The 23,398-nt window shown below is 38.7% G+C and carries 21 protein-coding genes; 14 read left to right on the top strand and 7 right to left on the bottom strand.

The window, feature by feature from the left end:
- Positions 1-36: 36 nt before the first annotated feature.
- Positions 37-372 (bottom strand): DUF4124 domain-containing protein, encoded by a 336-nt coding sequence (locus tag GO593_RS09155; RefSeq protein ID WP_001054466.1) that lies wholly within the window; start codon positions 370-372, stop codon positions 37-39.
- Between the two features lie 504 nt (positions 373-876).
- On the opposite strand from GO593_RS09155, the gene GO593_RS09160 reads away from it, so the two are divergent.
- The 5 genes from GO593_RS09160 to GO593_RS09180 all read left to right on the top strand — a co-directional run bounded on the left by GO593_RS09160 (position 877) and on the right by GO593_RS09180 (position 7,696).
- Positions 877-2,601 (top strand): acetolactate synthase 3 large subunit, encoded by a 1,725-nt coding sequence (locus GO593_RS09160; RefSeq protein WP_000422094.1) that lies wholly within the window; start codon positions 877-879, stop codon positions 2,599-2,601.
- Positions 2,601-3,092 (top strand): acetolactate synthase small subunit, encoded by a 492-nt coding sequence (ilvN, locus tag GO593_RS09165; protein WP_001215920.1) that lies wholly within the window; start codon positions 2,601-2,603, stop codon positions 3,090-3,092. The genes GO593_RS09160 and ilvN overlap by 1 nt, the downstream gene beginning before the upstream one ends.
- Before the next feature lie 32 nt (positions 3,093-3,124).
- A complete protein-coding gene (gene ilvC / locus GO593_RS09170; RefSeq protein ID WP_001165443.1) occupies positions 3,125-4,141 on the top strand; it encodes a ketol-acid reductoisomerase in 1,017 nt (338 codons plus the stop codon).
- Positions 4,142-4,471: 330 nt separating this feature from the next.
- On the top strand, positions 4,472-6,526 hold the full coding sequence (locus GO593_RS09175) for a bifunctional diguanylate cyclase/phosphodiesterase (protein ID WP_000510198.1): 2,055 nt from the start codon (positions 4,472-4,474) through the stop codon (positions 6,524-6,526).
- Between the two features lie 606 nt (positions 6,527-7,132).
- Positions 7,133-7,696, top strand: coding sequence for a TetR/AcrR family transcriptional regulator (locus GO593_RS09180; protein ID WP_001984454.1), 564 nt, complete (start codon positions 7,133-7,135; stop codon positions 7,694-7,696).
- Positions 7,697-7,912: 216 nt separating this feature from the next.
- Here GO593_RS09180 and GO593_RS09185 read toward each other — a convergent pair whose 3' ends face one another.
- Positions 7,913-8,485 carry a TetR/AcrR family transcriptional regulator gene (locus GO593_RS09185; protein ID WP_000043988.1) on the bottom strand — a complete coding sequence of 191 codons (573 nt, stop codon included), beginning with the start codon at positions 8,483-8,485 and terminating at the stop codon, positions 7,913-7,915.
- 330 nt (positions 8,486-8,815) lie between these two features.
- Here GO593_RS09185 and GO593_RS09190 point away from each other — a divergent pair, with 330 nt between their 5' ends.
- The 8 genes from GO593_RS09190 (at position 8,816) to GO593_RS09225 (ending at position 18,593) form a co-directional block, all read left to right on the top strand.
- Positions 8,816-9,679 (top strand): iron-containing redox enzyme family protein, encoded by an 864-nt coding sequence (locus GO593_RS09190; protein ID WP_000037619.1) that lies wholly within the window; start codon positions 8,816-8,818, stop codon positions 9,677-9,679.
- 204 nt (positions 9,680-9,883) lie between these two features.
- Positions 9,884-11,476 carry a peptide chain release factor 3 gene (locus tag GO593_RS09195; protein ID WP_000008538.1) on the top strand — a complete coding sequence of 531 codons (1,593 nt, stop codon included), beginning with the start codon at positions 9,884-9,886 and terminating at the stop codon, positions 11,474-11,476.
- 69 nt (positions 11,477-11,545) lie between these two features.
- Positions 11,546-12,388: a hypothetical protein gene (locus GO593_RS09200; protein ID WP_001054080.1), complete on the top strand. Its 843-nt coding sequence runs from the start codon at positions 11,546-11,548 to the stop codon at positions 12,386-12,388.
- 87 nt (positions 12,389-12,475) lie between these two features.
- Entirely contained in the window at positions 12,476-13,417 is a 942-nt protein-coding gene (locus GO593_RS09205) for an RsiV family protein (RefSeq protein WP_000958103.1), read from the top strand.
- The gene (locus GO593_RS09210) at positions 13,417-14,229 is read left to right on the top strand and encodes a TatD family hydrolase (RefSeq protein WP_000550001.1); all 813 of its coding nucleotides are present in this window, start codon (positions 13,417-13,419) and stop codon (positions 14,227-14,229) included. The genes GO593_RS09205 and GO593_RS09210 overlap by 1 nt, the downstream gene beginning before the upstream one ends.
- 124 nt (positions 14,230-14,353) lie before the next feature.
- Positions 14,354-17,110, top strand: a complete 2,757-nt coding sequence (gene acnA / locus GO593_RS09215) for an aconitate hydratase AcnA (protein ID WP_001151969.1) — start codon at positions 14,354-14,356, stop codon at positions 17,108-17,110.
- Positions 17,111-17,230: 120 nt separating this feature from the next.
- Positions 17,231-17,704, top strand: coding sequence for a RidA family protein (locus tag GO593_RS09220; protein WP_000532213.1), 474 nt, complete (start codon positions 17,231-17,233; stop codon positions 17,702-17,704).
- A gap of 124 nt (positions 17,705-17,828) precedes the next feature.
- Positions 17,829-18,593 (top strand): tRNA threonylcarbamoyladenosine dehydratase, encoded by a 765-nt coding sequence (locus tag GO593_RS09225; RefSeq protein WP_001281713.1) that lies wholly within the window; start codon positions 17,829-17,831, stop codon positions 18,591-18,593.
- A gap of 61 nt (positions 18,594-18,654) precedes the next feature.
- Here GO593_RS09225 and GO593_RS09230 read toward each other — a convergent pair whose 3' ends face one another.
- Positions 18,655-18,777 (bottom strand): hypothetical protein, encoded by a 123-nt coding sequence (locus tag GO593_RS09230; protein WP_001984446.1) that lies wholly within the window; start codon positions 18,775-18,777, stop codon positions 18,655-18,657.
- A 103-nt stretch (positions 18,778-18,880) separates the two neighbouring features.
- Between GO593_RS09230 and GO593_RS09235 the strand changes: the two genes are divergently transcribed.
- On the top strand, positions 18,881-19,774 hold the full coding sequence (locus GO593_RS09235) for a LysR family transcriptional regulator (RefSeq protein ID WP_000956773.1): 894 nt from the start codon (positions 18,881-18,883) through the stop codon (positions 19,772-19,774).
- A 7-nt stretch (positions 19,775-19,781) separates the two neighbouring features.
- On the opposite strand, the gene GO593_RS09240 is transcribed toward GO593_RS09235, so the two are convergent.
- From GO593_RS09240 to GO593_RS09255, 4 genes are all read right to left on the bottom strand, one after another.
- Positions 19,782-20,291 (bottom strand): hypothetical protein, encoded by a 510-nt coding sequence (locus tag GO593_RS09240; RefSeq protein ID WP_000587862.1) that lies wholly within the window; start codon positions 20,289-20,291, stop codon positions 19,782-19,784.
- Between the two features lie 335 nt (positions 20,292-20,626).
- Positions 20,627-21,631, bottom strand: coding sequence for a tRNA dihydrouridine(20/20a) synthase DusA (gene dusA, locus GO593_RS09245; protein WP_001191168.1), 1,005 nt, complete (start codon positions 21,629-21,631; stop codon positions 20,627-20,629).
- Positions 21,632-21,779: 148 nt separating this feature from the next.
- Complete coding sequence (locus tag GO593_RS09250; protein WP_000106683.1) at positions 21,780-22,964, bottom strand: MFS transporter; 1,185 nt, start codon at positions 22,962-22,964, stop codon at positions 21,780-21,782.
- An 18-nt stretch (positions 22,965-22,982) separates the two neighbouring features.
- Positions 22,983-23,390, bottom strand: a complete 408-nt coding sequence (locus tag GO593_RS09255; protein WP_001031025.1) for a RidA family protein — start codon at positions 23,388-23,390, stop codon at positions 22,983-22,985.
- Between the last annotated feature and the right edge of the window lie 8 nt (positions 23,391-23,398).

Below are 23,398 nucleotides of genomic sequence, written 5' to 3' on the forward strand. Positions count from 1 at the left end.
GAAGAGTGGTAAAAATATTCACCACTCTCATTTTAATTATCTTGGTGCCGATACAGACGGGGCAGGTGGGACTGGGACAGCAGGTGCACCTTTTTCTACTGTTACATTAGTTACTTCTTGTACGACTTTATCTTTATCCTGAGATGATTGTTCTGAGTTTGATGTTGGATTTTTCAACAATGGTTGACTGCCGTAAGTCGAAACTTTGTTCAAATGTTTCGCTCCTTGAGGTGGTGGCGTCGTGGTGTAATGTGTAGACCCACTTTGATCTATCCATTTATAATATTGCTGTGCCTGACTTTGACTTGAGCAAAGTAAAATTGCTGTTGTAGCGGCTGTATACAGGCTTGTTTTTAAATAAGATAAATTCATGTCAGTTCTTCCCCAATGTAAACTGATTATATTTAAATAAACTTTATAAATAAGCAATTTAGAATGGATCGTTTTATATAAAAATAATGAATTTTTAATAAATAATGAGCTAAGAAGAGTAAATTCACGATTTAATATTAGATTAAAAAAGCAGCAGCTAAATTTTTTTATGGAAAAACCTTTTCTTTATTCTTGACTTTGTATATAGAAACAACAAAAATGCTTTCTCTAGTTTTATATGCATTTACTCGATCACCCTTCGAATAACTGTCATGTTTTGTAATAGACATTCTCTCTAGCCGAGAGATTGATTTTACTAAAGTATGTATATCCAGACATGCTTTATTAATGTTAAAACAGCTTATACGGCTGAAAAACAGAAATTTTTCTATTGCAACGAAAACTAGACAATATGTGTGCTATAACAGTGCAGACAATTCAATGAATGAAACACTATTTATGCCTTCCATAAAATAGTGATATAAGATTTTAGGGTGAATCACGTTGGAACTTTTATCTGGTGGTGAAATGCTCGTTCGCGCTCTTGCGGACGAAGGCGTTGAACATGTTTTTGGTTATCCAGGCGGCGCAGTATTACATATTTATGATGCGCTATTTCAACAAGACAAAATCAATCATTACCTCGTGCGCCATGAGCAAGCTGCTGGTCATATGGCAGATGCCTACTCGCGTGCTACAGGTAAGACTGGCGTAGTACTGGTCACTTCTGGTCCAGGCGCAACCAATACAGTAACTCCAATTGCAACAGCTTATATGGACTCAATCCCAATGGTGGTTTTGTCTGGCCAGGTTGCATCACATCTGATTGGTGAAGACGCTTTCCAGGAAACTGACATGGTTGGTATTTCACGTCCTATCGTGAAACACAGCTTTCAGGTCCGCCACGCAAGTGAAATCCCTGCAATTATTAAAAAAGCATTCTATATCGCATCAAGTGGGCGCCCTGGTCCAGTTGTAGTCGATATTCCTAAAGATGCGACTAACCCTGCAGAAAAGTTTGCATACGAATATCCTGAAAAAGTGAAGATGCGTTCATATCAACCACCTTCACGCGGCCACTCTGGTCAAATTCGTAAAGCAATTGATGAATTACTAACTGCAAAACGTCCTGTTATTTATACAGGCGGTGGTGTCGTACAAGGGAATGCTTCTGCGTTATTAACCGAACTTGCGCATTTACTTGGTTATCCGGTAACTAACACACTTATGGGGTTAGGCGGATTCCCGGGCGATGACCCACAGTTTATTGGCATGTTGGGTATGCACGGTACATATGAAGCCAATATGGCAATGCACCATGCAGACGTAATTTTGGCGATTGGTGCGCGTTTTGATGACCGCGTAACAAATAACCCAGCCAAATTCTGCCCGAACTCAAAAGTGATTCATGTCGATATCGACCCTGCAACCATTTCAAAAACGATTATGGCTCATATTCCGATCGTTGGTGCAGTAGAGCCAGTTCTTCAAGAAATGTTGGCACAGTTAAAACAATTAAATGTGTCTAAACCAAATCCTGAAGCAATTGCAGCTTGGTGGTCTCAAATCAATGAATGGCGCAAAGTTCATGGTTTGAAATATGAAAATCCATCTGATGGCACTATGAAGCCACAGCAGGTTGTTGAAACTTTATATAAAGTGACCAATGGCGATGCCATTATTACTTCTGACGTAGGTCAACATCAGATGTTTGGTGCACTTTATTATAAGTACAAACGTCCTCGCCAATGGATCAACTCAGGTGGTCTTGGCACTATGGGTGTTGGTTTACCTTATGCAATGGCTGCGAAGCTTGCTTTCCCAGACCAGCAAGTTGTTTGTATTACGGGTGAAGCTTCAATTCAGATGTGTATTCAGGAACTTTCAACCTGTAAACAATATGGCTTGAACGTAAAAATCTTGTGCTTGAACAACCGTGCATTAGGTATGGTGAAACAATGGCAAGATATGAACTATGAAGGTCGTCATTCAAGTTCTTATGTTGAGTCATTACCTGACTTTGCCAAGTTAATGGAAGCTTATGGTCATGTAGGCATTCAAATTAATCATGCCGATGAACTTGAATCTAAGCTTGCAGAAGCAATGGCAATCAATGATAAATGCGTATTTATCAACGTTATGGTTGACCGTAGCGAACACGTTTATCCAATGCAGGTTGCAGGTCAATCTATGCGTGATATGTGGATTTCTAAAGGGGAGCGCATTTAATGAGACATATTATTTCTGTACTCGTTGAAAACGAAGCTGGTGCGCTTTCTCGTTTGGTGGGCTTATTCAGTCAACGTAACTACAACATTGAAACACTTAATGTTGCACCAACCGAAGATCCGACATTATCGCGTTTGACGTTAACGACTTATGGCGATGACCATAAGATCGAACAAATTACGAAACAGCTCAACAAGCTTGTTGAGGTGGTAAAAGTAGTTGATTTATCAGAAGGTTCACACATTGAGCGTGAACTTATGCTAATCAAAGTAAAAGCATTAGGTGCTTCACGTGCTGAAATTAAACGCACTGCGGATATTTTCCGTGCGCAAATTGTAGACGTGACACCAACGACCTATACCATTCAAATAGCAGGGACAACTGAAAAATTAGATGGTTTTATCGATGCGCTTGCAGAAAACACCATTCTTGAAGTCGTTCGTTCAGGTGTATCAGGTATCGCCCGTGGCGAAAAAGTTTTAGCCATTTAATTTTTTAAAAAGTATTTTAGCGGAGAACACAAATGCAAATTTTTTACGATAAAGACTGTGACTTATCAATCATCCAAAGCAAGAAAGTTGCGATTATTGGTTACGGTTCTCAAGGTCATGCTCATGCACTTAACCTTAAAGACTCAGGTGTAGACGTAACTGTAGGTTTACGTGCTGGTTCAGCTTCTTGGAAGAAAGCTGAAAACGCTGGTCTTAAAGTTGCTGAAGTCCCAGCAGCAGTTAAGCAAGCTGACCTCGTAATGATTTTGACTCCAGATGAATTCCAATCACAACTTTACCGTGACGTGATTGAGCCAAACATCAAAGAAGGCGCGACTTTAGCATTTGCTCATGGTTTCTCTGTTCTATATAACCAAGTTGTTCCACGTAAAGACTTAGACGTAATCATGGTTGCGCCTAAAGCTCCTGGTCACACTGTACGTTCAGAATTCCAACGTGGTTCAGGTGTTCCTGACCTAATCGCAATTCACCAAGACGCTTCTGGTAATGCACGTAACGTTGCGCTTTCTTACGCTTCTGGCGTAGGCGGTGGCCGTACAGGTATTATCGAAACTTCATTCCGTGAAGAAACTGAAACTGACTTATTCGGTGAGCAAGCAGTTCTTTGTGGTGGTGCAGTTGAACTAGTGAAAATGGGCTTCGAAACTTTGGTTGAAGCTGGTTATGCACCAGAAATGGCTTACTTCGAATGCTTACACGAACTTAAGTTAATCGTTGACTTGATGTTCGAAGGCGGTATCGCTGACATGAACTACTCAGTTTCTAACAATGCTGAGTACGGTGAATACGTAACTGGTCCTGAAGTAATCAATGAACAGTCTCGTGAAGCAATGCGTAATGCATTAAAACGTATTCAATCTGGTGAATACGCGAAGATGTTCATCCAAGAAGGTGCGTTGAACTACCCATCTATGACAGCTCGTCGTCGTCAAAATGCTGCACACGGTATTGAACAAACTGGTGCTAAATTACGTGCAATGATGCCTTGGATTCAAGCGAACAAGATCGTAGACAAAGAGAAAAACTAATTCTCTTTTCTATTGTTTTTAAAAGGACCCTGCTAAATGCAGGGTTTTTTATTTTATTAGTCCCTAAAACAAGTTTAAAAAAACATCATTAAGGTCAATTGACCTAGACTTAAGAAATCCTATATTTTTCATATAATTGGATGCTTAATTTTTGTTTACTTTATTGATTTCTAAAGTAAAAAATACTTGACCAAATGTTAGATAATGTTATTGTTTATAACTGACTAAAAAAGTCGAATTTACTAATTTTTCTTTAACGTGTTTAATTGTATTTTGTGCAATGAGTTGAACAAAATAAAAAAAAGTATTGAATAATCATGGAAGTCCAATATGGGTCATGTTGATTACGATAGCACATTGATCGTCGGCTCTTTTATTGCGGCTGGCGCTATTTGCTATATTGTGATTTCCATGGAGCAGTTAATATTTAAGCAAACTTATAAAAAGATTGAGCCGTTTATTCTATTACTCAATGGATTATTACTCGCAGCAGCGATTAGTATTGTCCATATTGTCGGCATGCATGCTTACCATTTATTTGAAGCAGCTTCTTCGAACGTTCCTTTAATTACACTGGCTTTTGGAATTAGTGCTGTACTTTCAAGTGTCGCAATTTGGCTGACTTCTCGTTTTACACTTCCTATATTTAGACTCATTTTAAGCTCAATCATTATGGGAATTGGGATTTCTGCTTCTTATTATGTGAGTATGTTAGGCTGGAATATTGATATTTATAAGAAAGACTATACCTCTTTTCTTATTTTATTTTCTGTTTTAATTGCCATGAGCGGGTCGGGACTAGCTTTCTTGCTGGCCTATAAATTAAAAGAAAGTGAACGTCACCGTATAAGTTTAAAATTAGCCTTTGCAGTGATGATGACCCTAAGTATTATGGGGATGCACTATACGGCACTTATTTCGACAAATATTACTGATAAGTTTGTAAGCCAATATCAGGCTGAGCATGACTTGCTGTTATTTACAATTATTTTAGTTACCTGTCTGGTGCTGGTCGCGAGTTTTATTGTTGCCGTGCTTGAACAACGACTGAACCAGCGAAATCTAGAACTGCGCAAAGCCAATAAAGAATTAGCCAACCTCTCTATTCAAGATAACTTAACTAAATTACCAAACCGACTTTATTTAGTGGATTACGCCGAAGTTCTCCTGTCAGATCACCGTTATAAAGACCAAAAAATTGCTTTTCTCTATATTGATTTAGACCGTTTTAAATCGGTAAATGATGCGTTTGGACACCACTTTGGTGATCAACTGCTTATACAAATGGCCAATCGTTTACATTGGCAACTCAATGAAAAATGTAAATTGCTTAGAATTGGTGGGGATGAGTTTTTACTAATTGCTGAAAACACTGATACTGAAGAGGCAATGCAACTTGCTGAAAAAGTATTACATCTTATTCAAGACAGTTACCAAATTTCCGGTAAAGAAATTAATATTTCAGCAAGTCTAGGTATCGCACTGTTCCCTGAACATGGGCAAAATGTTCAAGACCTGCTGATGAATGCCGATGCTGCCATGCTGATGTCTAAGGAGCAGGGCCGCAATACTTATACCGTCTTTAGTTATTCTACCCATCAACAAGAAACAAGAAGTCAGTCAAAACTGATCAATGATTTATACAAAGCAGTCGAAGAAAAACAATTTGTTCTCTACTACCAGCCAAAATTTAATACCAATCTTGAGATTTGTGGGGTAGAAGCACTCATTCGCTGGAACCATCCGTCCTTAGGTATGCTGACACCGCATATGTTTATTGGTGGCGCAGAAAAGACAGGTTTAATTATTCCAATGGGATATTGGGCGCTTGAGCAAGCTTGCCAACAAATTCAGGAATGGGAACGTAGCAATACGCAGTTTTATCCTATTGCAGTCAATTTATCGGCCTTGCAGTTCGAAAATAAAAAGCTCTTTAGTACTCTCGAAGGCTTATTAAAAAAATACCAAATTCAGCCTCATCACCTCATTATTGAAATTACCGAATCAACCGCAATGCGGCATATCGACTTAAGCATTCGTGCTTGTGAACGACTGCGCGATATGGGTATTCGGGTGGCAATTGATGACTTTGGAACAGGGCACTCAAGCTTCTTATATTTAAAAGATTTACCAGTCGATGAACTTAAAATTGACCGTGGATTTATTGTCGATTTAAAACCGGGCTCAAAAGAAGAAGTCATTTTAGAAAGTATTATTCATTTGGCGAAAAAGTTAGGTTTAACCGTAACAGCCGAAGGGGTGGAAACACAGCAACAAGTTGAGATTTTAACACGCTTGGGCTGTCAGCAGTTCCAAGGTTATTTGTTGGGTATGCCTGTAAATGTAGGGCAACTGATTCAGTCGCAAGGTGCTCATTTTGTTTAACCCAGATATTTGGTTAAATTTAAAAACTACTACTTAATATAATATCTAAAATAATAATTTAGTTAATCTAATGAAAAATAATAAGAATTTTTAAAACTTGTCATAAATTCCACATTGACACTTCTAAACTCTCAGATTATCCTTTGCCTGCTGGCCTACATTGCCAGCCGGTTGTCGCAGACCGATTAGTAAAGGCATCAGATTATTCCCTCTGAGGAGTAGTCTTGTGTGTACAATCGTCCCTCGCTCGTTGCGGTAGGACGAGTGAGGGACACCTTTGGGTGTGCTGATTCTTTACTATCAGTCTGCGAACCCTTGCTCGTTCTGCCACCATAATCTTTTATTAATGCTTTGGCAGAACTCCCCAAATAAGGAGTTGGCTATGCATACTATTTTTACCCCTCCCAGTTAGTCTTTATGCAGTTTGATCACCTTTAGGTTTTCAGGCGTCAGTTCTTCACGACTAAAAATCATATCAACAATAAAACTTGAGATGCGTTAGGGCAGTCTTTGGGGCCTTTGCATGCTTTTTTTGCTTAGAGCAAAAGTTGCAGTCGTTTTATCTCTTTTAAACACAACAAGAAATTATTTTATAACGGTAACTATATGCCATATTCAGATCTCTCATTTCGCGCGTTAAGCGTGCTCCATAAGTCTCGATATCTTTTTAATAAACATGGTTTTCATAACGTAGGAGTAGACCGCATTGTGCGAGAAGCAGAGGTGCCAAAAGCTTCGTTTTATAACTATTTCCACTCTAAAGAACGGCTTATTGAAATATGCCTACACTTTCAAAAAGACGTCTTAAAAGAACAAGTGCACTCAATCATTTACATACAAAAAGATTTAATCTTGCGTGAAAAACTCAAGAAGATTTTCTTTTTACATACCAGTCTGGATGGTTATTATCACTTGCTATTTAGGGCTATTTTTGAAATTGAGAAACTCTATCCCGCAGCCTATCAAGTGGTTATACAATATCGGCATTGGTTAACTACTGAAGTTTATAAATTGCTTTTAACTGTGAAGAAAGATGCTACGAAAAGCGATAGCGATATGTTTTTATTTACATTAGAGGGGGCCATTATTCAGCTGCTAGATGAAACGAGGGGTGATACGAGAGAACTGTTATTCGCTTATATTTTAAAGGGTATTTTTCTTAAAGATTAATTTATTAAAATCTATATGTTTATTAATTGATATATTTAGAATAACTAAATTTATATAGAGTTCAGGCGGTTGTGCTTTTAAAACATATCGGCCTGAACTTTATATTGAACCAGATAAAAAAACAGATCTGATCACCTGATAGAGCATGTATTACAGATCCTCTCATCTTCAAAATAAAACTTATAATATGGTAAGGAACCGTAATAATTAAATTTTTTAAGCAGCTTCATATTTTTGTTTTGTTTCAAGCTCAATGAGTTTATTTATATAAGACCATGTTTCTTCAGAGTTAATTTCTGGTTTGTTAATTGTCCCGTCAATAATAAGCCCATCTATAATGTTAAGAAAAAGACTGCTTAATACTTTTGGATCTTCAATTTCTAACTCTAAAAATATAGATAAAACTAAACTGTAAATCCATTCACGGTATTTATTTACTTGTTTTTTAATAGAAGGATAGAGCTGCAGGACTTCTATCGTTGCTTTTTTAAATAAACAACCACTAAAATCTTCAGTGTTAATCCAGTCGATATACCAATTAAAAATACTTTTCAGTTTATTTAATGGGTCATCTACACTATTAACTTTATCTAATAAAGAAGTTTGGACTTCTAAAATTCTTCGGCGAAGACACTCTTCAATTAAAACTTCTTTAGAAGAGAAGTACTTATAAAAAGTCATTTTTGCAACTTTAGATTCAGCAATAATTTTGTCTACCCCAATTGAGGTATAACTTTTCTGATTAAAAAGGGTCATTGCTGTTGTTATAATCGTTTCTCTTTTTGACATTGGTTGCCCCGTCATAGATATTTTTTGATTAACTTTGCTATTGTAAAGTATGAAAGCTTAAATAAAACTTATTTAATGATATTTAAAAAATTATATTTATTCAATAGCTTGGTTTGCCTTGATAAATAAAGAAATAAATATTTTATTGGCAATAGTTTACTTTTTTAAATAATATTAATTAATCCATTGATTTGTTGAGATAATAATCATAATATCAATTCGTTAAGTATGGGTATAAGGAATTTATCCTTTTTACGTTTGAATACGTAATGGAAATAGAGGGATAGCCTTTAGCTTAACTATAAGAAAAACTTTTTATTGAGAATGATTATGTCAAAAAAAATTGAAGACTTTAATAATCCAAGAGAAAAAGCATTGCAGGGGATGAAAGATAGTATTCCCGCTTCACAATGGGAAGAAAACTTACAGTTTCTCAAACAATTAAGGAATAAAATTGCGCAATTACCAGTAAGTAAACACCCTGCAATTGAAATATTAAATAACGGTTATCTTGATAAACAAACCCTGACTCGTATTCATTTAGAATATCGTCATGCCATTGTTCAGATTTTTACCGATGCTTTATTAAAGGCGCAGTTTCTGACAAAACAATTGGAGCCAAAGCTTCACTCGGGCGCTAAAATGTTTCCACGGGTGTTGTTGAGCTTAAATATATTAGATGAATTTGGTTTTCGACCGGGTTTAGATAAAGATCATTATTATTTAGGCAACCCTGAATATGCACATTATCTATTATATGAAGATTTGCTAAATGACTATGGTTTGACTGAGGCTGACCGCCGTAATTATAAACCTTCAAAAATTGCAGATCAGGTGAGAACATTTTTAGAAGCTTCTTACGATCGTTATATTAATGTGGTGGCATTATTGGCGGTGGCAGAAGAAGAAGTCATTCTTTTTAGCCCGCCATTACGACAAGCAACCAAGTTTGTAAATATCGATGTTGAGGGTGGTGGTTATTACCATGTACATGGCGTTTCAACAGATGAAACAGCTGAAGCTGCTGATGATGACCATCAAGATGACCTTTGGTTTGCGTTGGCTCAAGCCATTACCAAAGATGACTATGAAAACTTGACTCAACTATGTCTTGATTATTGTGCATTGTGGACTGAGTTTTGGGATGCACAAATTGCCGATGTCCAATTTATTGAAGAAAAGAAATTAGCATAAGCTGTTCAGTTTATTCGTAAAAAGCCTGTTGATATTGAACAGGCTTTTTTAATGGCTCAATTAAAAATATTCCAAATATGAAAACACGGATAGACAACTCAACAATCTCTAAACAGGACCTATAAATCTGCTACAATTACGCCAATTTTTATTTTGATCGACTTTAGATCTTTGGCACTGCAATCTCCGCAGTAGGTGTATTTCATGAGTTTTAAAGATGAGTTAGCGGCACAGGTCGCTCAACGACGCACATTTGCTATTATTTCCCACCCCGATGCCGGTAAAACCACCATGACAGAAAAACTGTTGTTATGGGGTAAAGCGATTCAGGTTGCAGGGATGGTAAAAAGCCGTAAATCTGATCGTGCAGCTACATCTGACTGGATGGAAATGGAAAAAGAACGTGGTATTTCGATCACCACGTCTGTTATGCAGTTCCCATATAAAGGTCACACGATTAACTTACTCGATACACCGGGGCACGAAGACTTCTCGGAAGATACTTATCGTACCCTTACTGCTGTTGACTCTGCACTAATGGTGATTGATGGTGCAAAAGGTGTCGAAGAACGTACCATCAAATTGATGGAAGTGTGTCGTATGCGTGACACACCAATTATTTCATTCGTCAACAAAATGGACCGTGAAATTCGTGAGCCACTTGAGTTGTTAGATGAAATTGAAAATGTCTTAAACATTCGCTGTGTACCAATTACATGGCCACTTGGTATGGGTCGTGACTTTGCTGGTGTATACAATATTCTTGAAGATAAATTGTATGTCTACAAAGCAGGTTTTGGTTCAACCATTACCGATATTGAAGTACGTGATGGCTATAATCACGCTGATATTCGTGAAAAAGTTGGTGAGTTAGCGTGGGCTTCTTTTGAAGAGTCACTTGAGCTTGTACAAATGGCAAATGAGCCATTAGACCGTGAACTTTTCTTACAAGGTAAACAAACACCTGTTTTATTTGGTACAGCATTAGGTAACTTTGGTGTTGACCACGTTCTCGATGCATTTATGAACTGGGCACCTGAACCTAAAGCACATCCAACGCAAGAGCGTATGGTTGAAGCAAAAGAAGAAGGTTTCTCTGGCTTTGTATTTAAAATTCAAGCCAACATGGACCCTAAACACCGTGACCGTATTGCCTTCATGCGTATTTGTTCAGGTAAATACGAGAAAGGCTTGAAAATGAATCACGTACGTATTGGTAAAGAAGTTCGTATTAGTGATGCGTTGACTTTCCTTGCAGGCGAGCGTGAGCACTTAGAAGAAGCATGGCCGGGCGATATTATTGGTTTACACAACCACGGTACAATCCAGATTGGTGATACTTTCACTAGCGGTGAAAACTTGCACTTCACAGGTATTCCTCACTTCGCGCCGGAAATGTTCCGCCGTGTACGTTTGAAAGACCCATTAAAGTCAAAACAGTTGCAAAAAGGTTTGAAAGAGTTGTCTGAAGAAGGTGCAACTCAGGTATTTATGCCACAAATTAGCAATGATTTGATCGTGGGAGCTGTGGGTGTACTTCAGTTCGACGTTGTTGCTTACCGCTTGAAAGAAGAATATAAAGTTGACTGTGTTTATGAGCCAGTAAGTGTAAATACGGTACGCTGGATTCATTGTGATGATGAAAAGATTCTTAACGAGTTTAAGAAAAAGGCACATGACCAACTTTCTATTGATGGTGGCGGACACTTAACGTATCTTGCGCCAAGCCGAGTGAATTTGCAGATTATGCAAGAGCGTTGGCCTGATATTGAGTTCCGTAGCACACGTGAACACTAATCATGTAAATGTGACAAACAGCTTCGAATAGAAGCTGTTTTGTTTTGAAAAATAAGAAAGGATGATGAAATGAACTTGAGTAAAAAGACAATTATTGCGCTTGTGGTTGCAGCCATAGCTCTAATTTTGGCTATTTGTGTATTTGTCTGGAAAAAGCCTCAGTCTTCATCATCTTCTCAAGAAAATTCAGCTTCTACTCAAGACCATCCGGTTGAGAAAGCAGAGGTTTTACCTTATTTAAATTTGACCGAAACCAAAGCAAGTTATGCAGTGCCGTTTTGTGAAAAGAAAAATTGTATTGATGTCGATATTCAAACCATAAAAACCCAAGATGCGTGGTTAAATAGCTGGATTGAAAAAAATCAGGCGAAAGTTATTCAGGCTCAAATTAATTTGAAAAAAGATTTAAGCCTTCAACAAGCGATTAATGCTTACGTGAAAAAGTCGGATGAATGGCAAGATAAGTATTCTAAAAATCGTGCTTATGAGTTACACATTCGTACACGCATTGCCTCGCAGCGTAACCAGTATGTGTTATTGCAACTGGCTTTAGACAGTAAACAAGAAGAAATCACCATAAAAGACCGTTATTATTTTTTCGTGGCTGATCGTAAACTGCATAAAAACTTAACGTTGCTTGATGTGCTTAAAAAAGACCAGCAACCGACAGTACATCAAATTGTTCAAACCGCGTATCAGGACTGGTTGAAAAAGCAAACTGCCGATGTCAAAAAACAGGCCCCAAAAACTTTATATTGGGGACAAGCTGACTGGTTCTTTGATGGTGAAGGGGTAGGTTTGCACTATCAGGCAAATCAGATTACGAAAGATGCGCCTCAACTTGATATTTATTTAACAACAGAACAAACGAAAAAAATATTGCAACCTCAGGTTTATGAACAAATGTTTTAAGTTAGTAGCAGAATTTGCAACCTACTTGTAGATGCGCTAACTTCATATGAGTTATGCATAATCTTCTCAGAATAAAGGCAAAATATGATGTTAACTTCTAAGGCTTCGCTACGTTTAACGCTACTTGCTTCTGCGATATTTTTGGTGGCATGTCAGCCTAAAAGTGATCCTAAAGAGTCGGAAGATCAGCAAAAACCGGCTGTGGTTGAACAAAAGCCTGTAGAACTGACTTTGAAAGGAGAAACAGTTCCAAGTAAAGTGACTTTACCGGATTGTGATGGTAAAACTTGTCCTGAATTTACGGTAGAACGCCTACAAAGTAATTTCCCTTTTATTGATAAGATTATTGATCAACAAGTTTTAAAAGCACTCGGTCAGATTCTTGAAATTGCAGAACCAGATGCAAAAGCAGCACAAGCTGATAAGAAGACAGAAGCTTCAGCAGCTGCCGCTACAGAGCAACAAGATAGTTTCGATGCTCAGGTTCAGCGCTATGCAAATTCATTTATTGATTTGGACAATGAGTTAAAGGCTCTAAGTAGTAATCACCAGATTAATCTGTTGGTGAAACCTAAAATCATACAGTCTCAAGGTAAAGTCGTAACCGTTGTTGTAAATAGTAGTAGCTATTTAGGCGGGGCACATGGCTCGGCAGCGCAGCAATATTATAATTTTGACTTAAAGAAAGAAAAGCAGGTCAAACTTGAAGACTTGTTACGTCCAGAGAAAAAAGCGGCTTTAGAAAAATTAGCACATGAAGCGTTTAAAGCTTGGGTGACAGACTCAAAACTTGCAAATAGTGTGAGTGAATATGAGCAAGCTTGGCCGTTTAAACTCACAGAAAATTTTCTGTTAGGTGACCAAGGCTTGATTCTTCAATATGGCGAATATGAAATTGGACCTTATGTGGTCGGGCTACCTCGTTTAGTTATTCCATATGTCCAATTACAAGATGTATTGAAAGAAGAATATCTGCCGCAGCCTAAAGCTAAACCAGCTTCGGCACCTGCCGTAAAAAGTACCAGCTAATGCATCTGTTTGATACTCACACCCATTTTGATGTTGCCGATTTTGATGAAGATCGGCAGCAATTAGCACTTGAAGCTAAAAAAATGGGTGTGGATGCTTTGGTGTTAATTGGCTTTTTACAGTCACGTTTTGATGAGTTGGTACAAACCCATCATCAGCTCAAGCAGTGGGACAACGTGCCTACTTCTTATTTAGCACCGGGGTTGCATCCGTTTTATATTGAGCAGCACAGACCAGAGCATCTTTCTCATCTTGAACAGACTTTGCAGCAAGAAGACTGCGTCGCAGTAGGAGAAATCGGCTTAGATACCTTCTTAAAGGAACACAAGCAGCCCGATATATATGCCAAGCAAAAACAGTATTTTGCTGATCAGTTAGATCTGGCAACTCAATACCAAAAACCGGTGTTGCTTCATATACGAAAAGCACATGGTGATGTGCTCGCACTATTAAAAACGCATAAGTTTAAACTCGGTGGCATTGCTCATGCCTTTAGTGGCGGAGTGGAGGAGGCAAAAGGCCTGATTAAACTTGGTTTTAAAATTGGTGTGACGGGACAAATCACGAACCCCAATGCGAAAAAGCTTCATACAGTTGTGCAGACTATAGGTGCCGAGCATTTAGTGATTGAAACAGACTGTCCTGATATGACGCCACTTTGCTGTCAAACTTCAACTGAGCAGCGTACTCGAAATACGCCTGTGAATTTACCTTATGTACTAAAAAGTTTGGCTGAAAATTTAAATATGGCAGAGTCAGAATTAGCAGATTTGCTGTGGAAAAACTCTTTATCTGCTTTGAAATTATCGTAATAAAAATCAAAGATTAGAAATAGTAACTAAAACAAAACACAGCGATTAAAAAAGAAGCTTAAAGTAAGAAAACAACATGTAAAAACGTGAAAAATAACATTGCCAGACATGGGAGGATAACCCAATGGCTAAGTATAGCAATATCAATAGTTTTAATGCTTTACAGACGCTAACAGTAGGTTCCAGCAATTATCAGATTTTTAGCTTAACCCAAGCCGAGAAAAAGCTAGGTGACATTGCCAAACTGCCGAAATCATTAAAAGTACTGTTGGAAAACTTATTACGGTTTGAAGATCAGCACAGTGTTAAAACAGAACACATTTATGCTTTAGCTGAGTGGCTAAAAACCCGTACCTCAGATCAAGAAATTCAATATCGACCTGCACGGGTTTTAATGCAAGATTTTACTGGCGTTCCGGCAGTCGTTGACTTAGCCGCAATGCGTGCTGCAATGGCTGAAGCGGGGGGCGACCCTGAAAAAATTAATCCGTTATCACCTGTAGATCTGGTTATTGACCACTCTGTGATGGTAGACCATTTTGCCGATGATCAGGCTTTTGAAGAAAACGTTCAAATTGAAATGCAGCGAAATGGCGAGCGATATCAATTTTTGCGTTGGGGACAATCTGCATTTAATAACTTTAGTGTTGTGCCACCGGGTACCGGTATTTGCCATCAGGTCAATTTAGAATATTTGGCTCAAGCAGTGTGGCTAGGTGAAGACAACGGACAGACCTTTGCTTTCCCTGACACCTTAGTGGGTACAGACTCACATACCACCATGATTAATGGTCTAGGGGTATTAGGTTGGGGAGTTGGGGGTATTGAAGCAGAAGCTGCCATGTTGGGTCAGCCTATTTCTATGCTCATTCCTGAGGTGATCGGTTTTAAACTAACCGGCAAATTACAAGAAGGGATTACGGCAACTGACTTGGTGCTCACCATTACTCAAATGCTTCGCCAAAAAGGAGTGGTAGGTAAATTTGTCGAGTTCTATGGCGATGGTCTAGCCGATTTACCACTTGCTGACCGTGCAACCATTGCCAATATGGCGCCTGAATATGGTGCAACTTGTGGTTTCTTCCCAATTGATGAAGTGACTTTGGGTTATTTGAAATTAACTGGTCGTCAAAGTGACCGTATTGCATTGGTTGAAGCATATAGCAAGGCGCAAGGTTTATGGCGTAATCCGGGTGATGAACCTGTGTTTACAGATACGTTAAGTTTAGATATGAGTACGGTTCAGGCAAGTTTGGCAGGTCCAAAACGTCCTCAAGACCGCGTACTTTTATCGGAAGTACCTAAAACCTTTAATGCACTCATGGAATTAACGCTTAAGCCAGCTAAAGAAGCGAAAGAGCGTTTAGAAAATGAAGGCGGTGGCGGTACGGCTGTAGAAGCGACCAAAGCCAATATTCAGCATGAAAGCCCATCTTGTGTAATTGAAGGACAAGAATATCCGTTAAATCATGGTGATGTCGTCATTTCAGCGATTACTTCATGTACCAATACTTCTAACCCAAGTGTCATGTTGGCAGCCGGTTTACTTGCTAAAAAAGCAATTGAAAAGGGTTTGCAGCGTAAACCGTGGGTAAAAAGTTCACTTGCGCCTGGTTCTAAAGTCGTGACTGACTATTTATTGGCGGCTGGGCTTACGCCGTATTTAGATGAGTTGGGCTATAACTTGGTCGGATATGGTTGTACAACGTGTATTGGTAACTCAGGTCCTTTACCTGAACCAATTGAAGATGCAATTCAGTGTCATGATCTAAACGTGGCATCTGTACTTTCGGGTAACCGTAACTTTGAAGGACGTGTGCATCCATTAGTTAAAACCAACTGGCTTGCCTCACCACCACTTGTGGTTGCCTATGGTTTAGTTGGGAATATCCGTACAGACTTAACGACTCAACCAATCGGGCAAGGTAAAGATGGGCAACCTGTTTACTTAAAAGATATCTGGCCAAGTCAGGCAGAAATTGATGCCGTCTTACAAAAAGTAAATACTGACATGTTCCACAAAGAATATGCTGCGGTGTTTGATGGTGATGAAAGCTGGCAAGCGATTCAGATTCCAAAAAGTAAAACTTACGAATGGGCTGATGACTCGACTTATATTCGTCATCCGCCGTTCTTTGAGGGTATTGGTGAGCCACCAAAACCAATCAAGAATATTGAACAAGCACGTATTTTGGCAGTGCTTGGTGATTCGGTAACAACCGACCATATTTCACCAGCGGGTAATATCAAAAAAGACAGTCCAGCTGGCCGCTATTTACAAGAGCAAGGTGTTGAGCCAAAAGACTTCAACTCTTATGGTTCACGACGTGGTAACCATGAAGTCATGATGCGAGGCACCTTTGCTAACATTCGTATTAAGAACGAAATGCTCGGCGGCGAAGAAGGCGGTAATACCATACATGTGCCAAGTGGTGAGAAGCTTGCCATTTATGATGCGGCAATGCGTTACCAACAAGAACATACACCGCTTGTGATTATTGCTGGTAAAGAATACGGAACGGGTTCTTCACGTGACTGGGCTGCCAAAGGAACGAACTTATTAGGTGTAAAAGCTGTCATTGCTGAAAGTTTTGAACGTATTCACCGTTCAAACTTGGTGGGTATGGGCGTGTTGCCACTCCAGTTTGTTGATGGCCAAACCAGGCAGTCCCTCAACTTAACGGGTCATGAAGTCATTTCGATTCGTGGTTTATCGGATGGTATTCAGCCTCATGAAATTCTTGAGGTTGATGTGAAAGGGCCAAATGGAGTAGCTAGTCATTTTAATGTGTTATGTCGAATTGATACGTTAAATGAGGTTGAGTACTTTAAGGCAGGTGGTATTTTGCATTATGTACTTCGGAATTTGATTGCTTCATAAATGTCTATTTTTCAAAAGCTATATAAAAAAGCCTTATATTCATGAGGCTTTTTTATTGTCTTTATTTAATGGATAAGCTAAATATAAATAAAATAATTTTTGTTATAAGAAGAAGCAATTATGGGTAGAGATACAGTATTTTTAAAAGTTGAATCTCGATTGGGATATGATTTTTCAGGGGATATAAAAATAGGAGGTAAATATACCTCATTAATTGAACACGCTGGACTTGTATTTATTAGTGGTCAAATTCCAAGAGTGGGAGATACGGTACAGATTTGTGGAAAAGTTGGATTAGATGTTGATTTATCAGATGCACAGCTTGCTGCAAGTATTAGCACCATGAGAGCTTTAGCAATTTTAAAACAGCACTATGGGACTTTAGATGTTATTGGAAAAGTTTTACAAATGAATGTATTTGTTCATTCAACGTCATCTTTTATACAGCAAAGCGAAGTTGCTGATGGAGCATCTGAAATACTTTATGAAATTTTGGGTTTAGATACGGGACGGCATACACGTACATCGGTCAGCGTGTACCAACTTCCAAAAAATGCATCTGTTGAAATCAACTTCATTTTTGCTTTGAAATAAAAGTAAGTTGGTGGAATTCAATTATTTCAATTTTACTGGGTATTTTTATTTGTAAGAGCGGCAAGACGCACTACGTAAAAAACAGTAAAATATATGGTTTGATTTTTTAGAGAAAGCCATTTCCATGTCCGATTTACCACAAAATGATGAATATGACCGCCGTTTTGCAGGTGTAGCCAAAATTTATGGTGATTCATCGTTCCAGCACTATGAAAAAAGTCATGTGATGGTGATTGGTATTGGCGGGGTCGGCAGTTGGGCAGTAGAAGCTTTAGCGCGTACAGGTATTGGTGAGATTACATTAGTCGATATGGATGTAGTTGCAGCATCAAATGTGAATCGTCAGCTACCTGCAATGACCTCAACTCTGGGCTGTGAAAAAGTTGAAATTATGGCGGAGCGTTGTCGCCAAATTAACCCACGCATTAAAGTCAATATTATTGATGACTTCTTAACACCTGAAAATGTTGCAGAGCTTTTAAACCCTGTACCGGATATTGTTTTGGACTGCATTGATGACGTTAAAGCAAAACTGGCTTTAATGCTCCATTGTCGTTTTAATAAAATTCCTTTAATTGTGTCGGGTGGAGCTGGTGGTAAGCTCGATCCACTTAAAATTCGTGTGGCCGATCTATCAAAAACAGAACAAGACCCAATGTTAGCAAAGCTACGTAGTCAGCTTCGCGCTCGCGGCATCTGTAAAAAGCCAAAAGAGAAATTTGGCATTACCTGTATTTACTCAATCGACAATCCATTTTCAAGCGCAGATGTCTGCCCATCGGCTGGGTTGCGCTGTGGGGGCTATGGTTCAGCGGTGGTGGTGACTTCAAGCTTTGCCATGATTGCTGTAGCCGAAGTTTTGAAAAAGCTCGATTTAAAGAAAGCCTAATTTAAATATGGAAAAGGCATGCGCTTAGGTGGGGGGCATGCTTTTTTTTGGGAAAAACTATTTAATCATATAGCTCTATATTGTCTTGTTTGGGCTGTGTGGGTAATTGCTGATCATAAAATTTAAAACACCATAAAATTAAAATAACGATGGTGCATATTGCGAAACCTTTTAAATACTTCATGAAGAATTCAATCAAGTGAATGGTCTTGATTAAAATTCTAGCGAAGGGAATCTATCTAATCTAATATAGAAAATAGACCAAATGATCTAATTTTGAGATGATAATGCTCACATTAAAACAATTCCAATATTTCATAAAAATTGTTGAAGAAGGGAGTTTTACCGCTGCTTCCGAAAAGCTATTTATTGCCCAGTCTGCTTTAAGTCGACAAATGAAGCTATTAGAAGAAGAAATTGATTTTCAGTTGTTTGATCGTACGGACAAAAGAGCAAGACTCACGCCAGCGGGAGAGGTCTTCTATAAGAAAATAAAAGATAACTTGCTTTATTTAAATGAAATTATTGATCTTTCTAAAAGTGTTTCGGAAGGGAAAAATCGACAGATTAAAATTGCTCATTCCAGCAGTATTGTCGTGGATAATACAAAGGTGCAGATATTAAAAGAAGTTAGCTTAACGCAGCACTTGAGCTTTGAGATCAATACCTTGTCATCGGAGCAGCAAATCTTAGCGTTATTAAATGGTGAAATTGATATCGGTTTGATCCGCCCACCAGTTCGGCATACTTTAGATGGTATAAATACTCTTAAGTTATATGAAGAGCCTTTAATGGTGGCTGTGCATATTGATCATGCCAAGTTTGCTAAATCAGAAAAGGTTTATTTAAAAGACTTAAAAGATGAGTGTTTTGTATCAACACCTCATGCCGAAAGAGGAGGCTTAAGTTATTTGGTCGCAAATCTGTGTTTAGCCGCAGGATTTACCCCACAAAAAACCTCCATTCAGTCGCGTAAGATTTCACAGTTACAGCTCGTGGCGGCAAATTTAGGGGTAGGTATTGTTCCTGCGGAGTTTCAACAAATCTTACCCGCCAATGTAAAACTAATACCTTTGGAAGATTCCCTATCTCTTTCGGAAGTTTTGCTGGTCTATAGAAAGGACCATGATGAAATCATTCAGCACTGCGCCGAGCAAATTCATCAAATGTTTTTATCTTAGAAGTGAATTAGCCTAATCTATAGTAAGTATAGGTGACGTTATCATCTTTATAGACGTCATAACTACTTTGTTTAAAGTCCGACACCCATTCGCTTCCTGTGTAACCAGCGATATGACCGTAAATATGGTTGCGGGTTCTGTGAATGATATAAATGTCGCCTTCTTGTGGCTCATCAAAGGCTGGATTTATTTCTTTATAGCCAATTTTCTTGAGGGTATCGCCCCAATCAGATGCTGCAATCGGATGGTTTTCAACATCGGCACCAGCAGACTCAAGCGCAATACGGATGCTACGTGCACAACGCGCTTTACTGCGTCTAGAGGTAATACTTTCTAATTTAGCTACGAATTTTTCTACATCAATGGCTGGAGGAGTGTTGGTTTCAGTGGAGTGATTATTGGGTTTCATGGTGAATGGATAAGGGAGGCTTGGTGTGCTGTGGGATACAACAATGGCTGCCTGATTTGAATCCTGATACATATAGTTATCAGCTACTTGTCCGTCATAAATAATCATCGTGAAATCTCTACCCGTACTACCTATATCCGTATTTAGAAAATCACCACCTACCTGTGGCGTTCAGAGATACTAATGGCCCAAACTTAAAAGTTTTGTTTATGTTATGTAATAACGTATCTTTTTGCCAGTTTTTATTTCTGGCTATGGAAAAAAGGGCTAATTAAAAGAGCTTTTGAAATCATACAAATTAAGTTTTTGATATTATTGAATATAAATAATTAATCAGAGCCTAATTTTGAATATTTCGAGCCAACATTTGCGAATATACTCAAAATCTAAGTCTCTGATTTAAAATGCCACATTTTCTTACAATTTTAGAAACATGGGCTGGCTTAAAATTGGTGTTCCTTTAAATACTCTTCAGTACGGATAATGGCAGCTTGCATATTATGGATTGCATTCTCGACATCAGTTAAAGTTTTTGCATTTCCACCACTTAGCGCCTGACGCCATTTGCGAGCGCCCGGTAAATTTTGGAATAAACCTAAAATATGACGCGTAATGATAGAGAGTGGCGCACCCTCAGCTAGACGTTGTTCAATATACGGTAGCATTTGTTCCATAATATCGAAGCGATCCGGTGCTTCTAGGTTCCAAAGTTGGCCGAGCTCAGCAAGTAAGTAAGGGTTGTGATAGGCTTCACGGCCAATCATGACGCCGTCAACGTGCTGTAAATGAGCTTGAGTTTCGGTAAAAGTTTTAATACCGCCATTAATTTCAATAGTCAGATGCGGGCGTTCTTGCTTTAAACGGTAAACATCTTCATAGCGTAGCGGTGGTACTTCTCGGTTTTCTTTCGGAGACAAACCTTTCAATATCGCAATACGGGCATGTACAACAAAGTGAGTACAACCTGTTGCTGCTACAGTATCTACAAAGTGCAGCATTTCTTCGTAAGACTGCATGTCATCAATACCGATACGGTGTTTTACCGTTACCGGAATATTGACGGCTTTTTGCATGCTGTGAATACATTCAGCGACCAAGTCTGGTTCTGCCATTAAACATGCACCGATTTTATTGTTCTGTACACGGTCACTTGGGCAGCCTACATTCAGGTTGACTTCATCGTAACCCCAGTCTTCAGCCATTTTTGTGCAAGTGGCAAGCTCTTGTGGGTTTGAGCCGCCAAGCTGCAATACGATCGGGTGTTCTTGAGCGTTATAGTCCAAATGGCGTTTTGCATCGCCAAATAGAATCGCGCCCGTAGTCACCATTTCTGTATAAAGTACAACGTTTGGGTTAAACAACCGTGCAAAGAATCGGTAGTCCTTTGTAGTCCAGTCCATCATAGGGGCTACTGAAATACGAGGTTGTAACGATTGAAGTGATTGCATAACCGATAGACCCAAAAGTCGCTAAATTAAAGAAAGGGCAGCATTATACGGGGTTTAGCCCTGAATCGACAGTGGCATTTAACTGCGTAATTTATAACCGCCCTAATGTTAAATATAGAAAGATGATTTTTAACAAATTACCTTATAGCTAAGCCATTTGCTTTTTTTGTAAGAAAGCATCAATCATGCTAAATAAAATACAAAACACAACGAGTCCCACACCTGCTAGGCAAGTCATGGTCCATCCACCACGATTCCATGCAAAAATCCCTAATGCCGAACCAGCTGCACCACCAATAAAATAAGTAGTCATATAAATAGCATTAATACGAGATTTGGCATCGGGACGTAAACGGAAAATAATACTTTGGTTGCTGGTGTGGACAAGGGCAAGTGCCAATTGAATTAAAGCAAAACCAATAACATAAGCTGAAAGTAGAGTTTGTCCGAAATAGAAACAAATCCAGCTTACCAAAAATAGCCCGCAACCCATCCAGGTGAGTAAACGTGTGTAGCCTTGGTCGGCATATTTGCCGATATAACGTGTTGATAACGCACCAAAGATACCGACTAAAGGTACCAGTCCAATAAATAGATCGGGTAAATGATGTGCCGAGGTGAGAAGTAATGCGATGGTGGAATATAGAATACTTACTGCTGCAAAGGCGAAAGCACCTGTAAGCGCTCTTAATAATAGACGCTTTTCCTCTTTTAAAAGCTGAGCCATGGAAATAAAGATTTGTCCATAGTTCAGTTTCATACGCATGACATAAGGTAGGCGGCTTTTTAAGGTATAGGCCAACAAAAGCATTAATATACCGCTTATGGCATAAACGACTTTCCAGTGGAAAAGGTTGGAAAATAAGCCAGCCAGACTGGTAGAGAGTAAAATCCCGACCAATAAGCCACTCATTAAGAAGCCAATAATCTCACCAGTTTTTTCAGGTTTAACCGTCATTGTTGCAAGAGGAATAAGCACTTGAGCTGCAACTGAAAACAAACCCGCTAAAATTGTACCGATCCAGAGCATAGGTAAGTTAACAGCAAAAGCAGAGGTAAATAGGCCAACTGCACAAAGCATCATTAAAAACGGAATAGCTTTGGCTTTATTGACAATATCACCCATCGGAACAATAAAGAGTAAACCTAAGGCATAAGACACCTGAGCGAATGTTACTGTTAAAGCAGCTTGTGCTTGAGTTACAGCAAAATCTTGCTGAATAGAGTGAATAAGTGGTTGGCAATAGTAATTCACACCTGCACATAGGCCACATGCTGCTGCCATCAACCAAAGTAAAGGTTTATTTTGACTGATATCTTCAGGGGTAGACATGATGTTCTCTCGATTTTATTAAGTGTATGCCGTTGCTTCGACTTCAATGAGCATATGTTCTAGTGCAAGACGCGGCACAGGAATGAGTGTGCAGGCTGGAAAAGGGTGATTTTTCCATAAATCCTTCATAATTTTAATCAAAATCTCATGTTTTTCTACCGAATGGTCAACAACTAGAATTCTTAAAACGGCGATATCCGTAAGTTCTGCATTGGCAGCTACTAACGCATATTTAATATTTTCAAATGTTTGTAGGACTTGTTCGCTGAAATGAGAACTTAATTGACCTTGTTGGTCTTCGCCACCTTGACCTGCAATATGAATAATATTGTTAAAATTGCTTACTACAGCGACATGACTATAAGCGTTAGGTGTTGGGTCATATAAAGTAGAAGGATTTATGATTTTAAAAATTTCTTTGTTCATGGAACTCA

The sequence above is a fragment of the Acinetobacter baumannii genome (assembly GCF_009759685.1).
GTDB classification, from domain to species: domain Bacteria; phylum Pseudomonadota; class Gammaproteobacteria; order Pseudomonadales; family Moraxellaceae; genus Acinetobacter; species Acinetobacter baumannii.

Coding starts and splice junctions, on each gene's coding strand:
- GO593_RS09155 (WP_001054466.1), bottom strand. CDS start 372: ATGAATTTATCTTATTTAAAAACAAGCCTGTATACAGCCGCTACAACA.
- ilvN (WP_001215920.1), top strand. CDS start 2,601: ATGAGACATATTATTTCTGTACTCGTTGAAAACGAAGCTGGTGCGCTT.
- ilvC (WP_001165443.1), top strand. CDS start 3,125: ATGCAAATTTTTTACGATAAAGACTGTGACTTATCAATCATCCAAAGC.
- GO593_RS09175 (WP_000510198.1), top strand. CDS start 4,472: ATGGGTCATGTTGATTACGATAGCACATTGATCGTCGGCTCTTTTATT.
- GO593_RS09180 (WP_001984454.1), top strand. CDS start 7,133: ATGCCATATTCAGATCTCTCATTTCGCGCGTTAAGCGTGCTCCATAAG.
- GO593_RS09185 (WP_000043988.1), bottom strand. CDS start 8,485: ATGTCAAAAAGAGAAACGATTATAACAACAGCAATGACCCTTTTTAAT.
- GO593_RS09190 (WP_000037619.1), top strand. CDS start 8,816: ATGTCAAAAAAAATTGAAGACTTTAATAATCCAAGAGAAAAAGCATTG.
- GO593_RS09195 (WP_000008538.1), top strand. CDS start 9,884: ATGAGTTTTAAAGATGAGTTAGCGGCACAGGTCGCTCAACGACGCACA.
- GO593_RS09200 (WP_001054080.1), top strand. CDS start 11,546: ATGAACTTGAGTAAAAAGACAATTATTGCGCTTGTGGTTGCAGCCATA.
- GO593_RS09205 (WP_000958103.1), top strand. CDS start 12,476: ATGTTAACTTCTAAGGCTTCGCTACGTTTAACGCTACTTGCTTCTGCG.
- GO593_RS09210 (WP_000550001.1), top strand. CDS start 13,417: ATGCATCTGTTTGATACTCACACCCATTTTGATGTTGCCGATTTTGAT.
- acnA (WP_001151969.1), top strand. CDS start 14,354: ATGGCTAAGTATAGCAATATCAATAGTTTTAATGCTTTACAGACGCTA.
- GO593_RS09220 (WP_000532213.1), top strand. CDS start 17,231: ATGGGTAGAGATACAGTATTTTTAAAAGTTGAATCTCGATTGGGATAT.
- GO593_RS09225 (WP_001281713.1), top strand. CDS start 17,829: ATGTCCGATTTACCACAAAATGATGAATATGACCGCCGTTTTGCAGGT.
- GO593_RS09230 (WP_001984446.1), bottom strand. CDS start 18,777: ATGAAGTATTTAAAAGGTTTCGCAATATGCACCATCGTTATTTTAATT.
- GO593_RS09235 (WP_000956773.1), top strand. CDS start 18,881: ATGCTCACATTAAAACAATTCCAATATTTCATAAAAATTGTTGAAGAA.
- GO593_RS09240 (WP_000587862.1), bottom strand. CDS start 20,291: ATGATTATTTATGACGGACAAGTAGCTGATAACTATATGTATCAGGAT.
- dusA (WP_001191168.1), bottom strand. CDS start 21,631: ATGCAATCACTTCAATCGTTACAACCTCGTATTTCAGTAGCCCCTATG.
- GO593_RS09250 (WP_000106683.1), bottom strand. CDS start 22,964: ATGTCTACCCCTGAAGATATCAGTCAAAATAAACCTTTACTTTGGTTG.
- GO593_RS09255 (WP_001031025.1), bottom strand. CDS start 23,390: ATGAACAAAGAAATTTTTAAAATCATAAATCCTTCTACTTTATATGAC.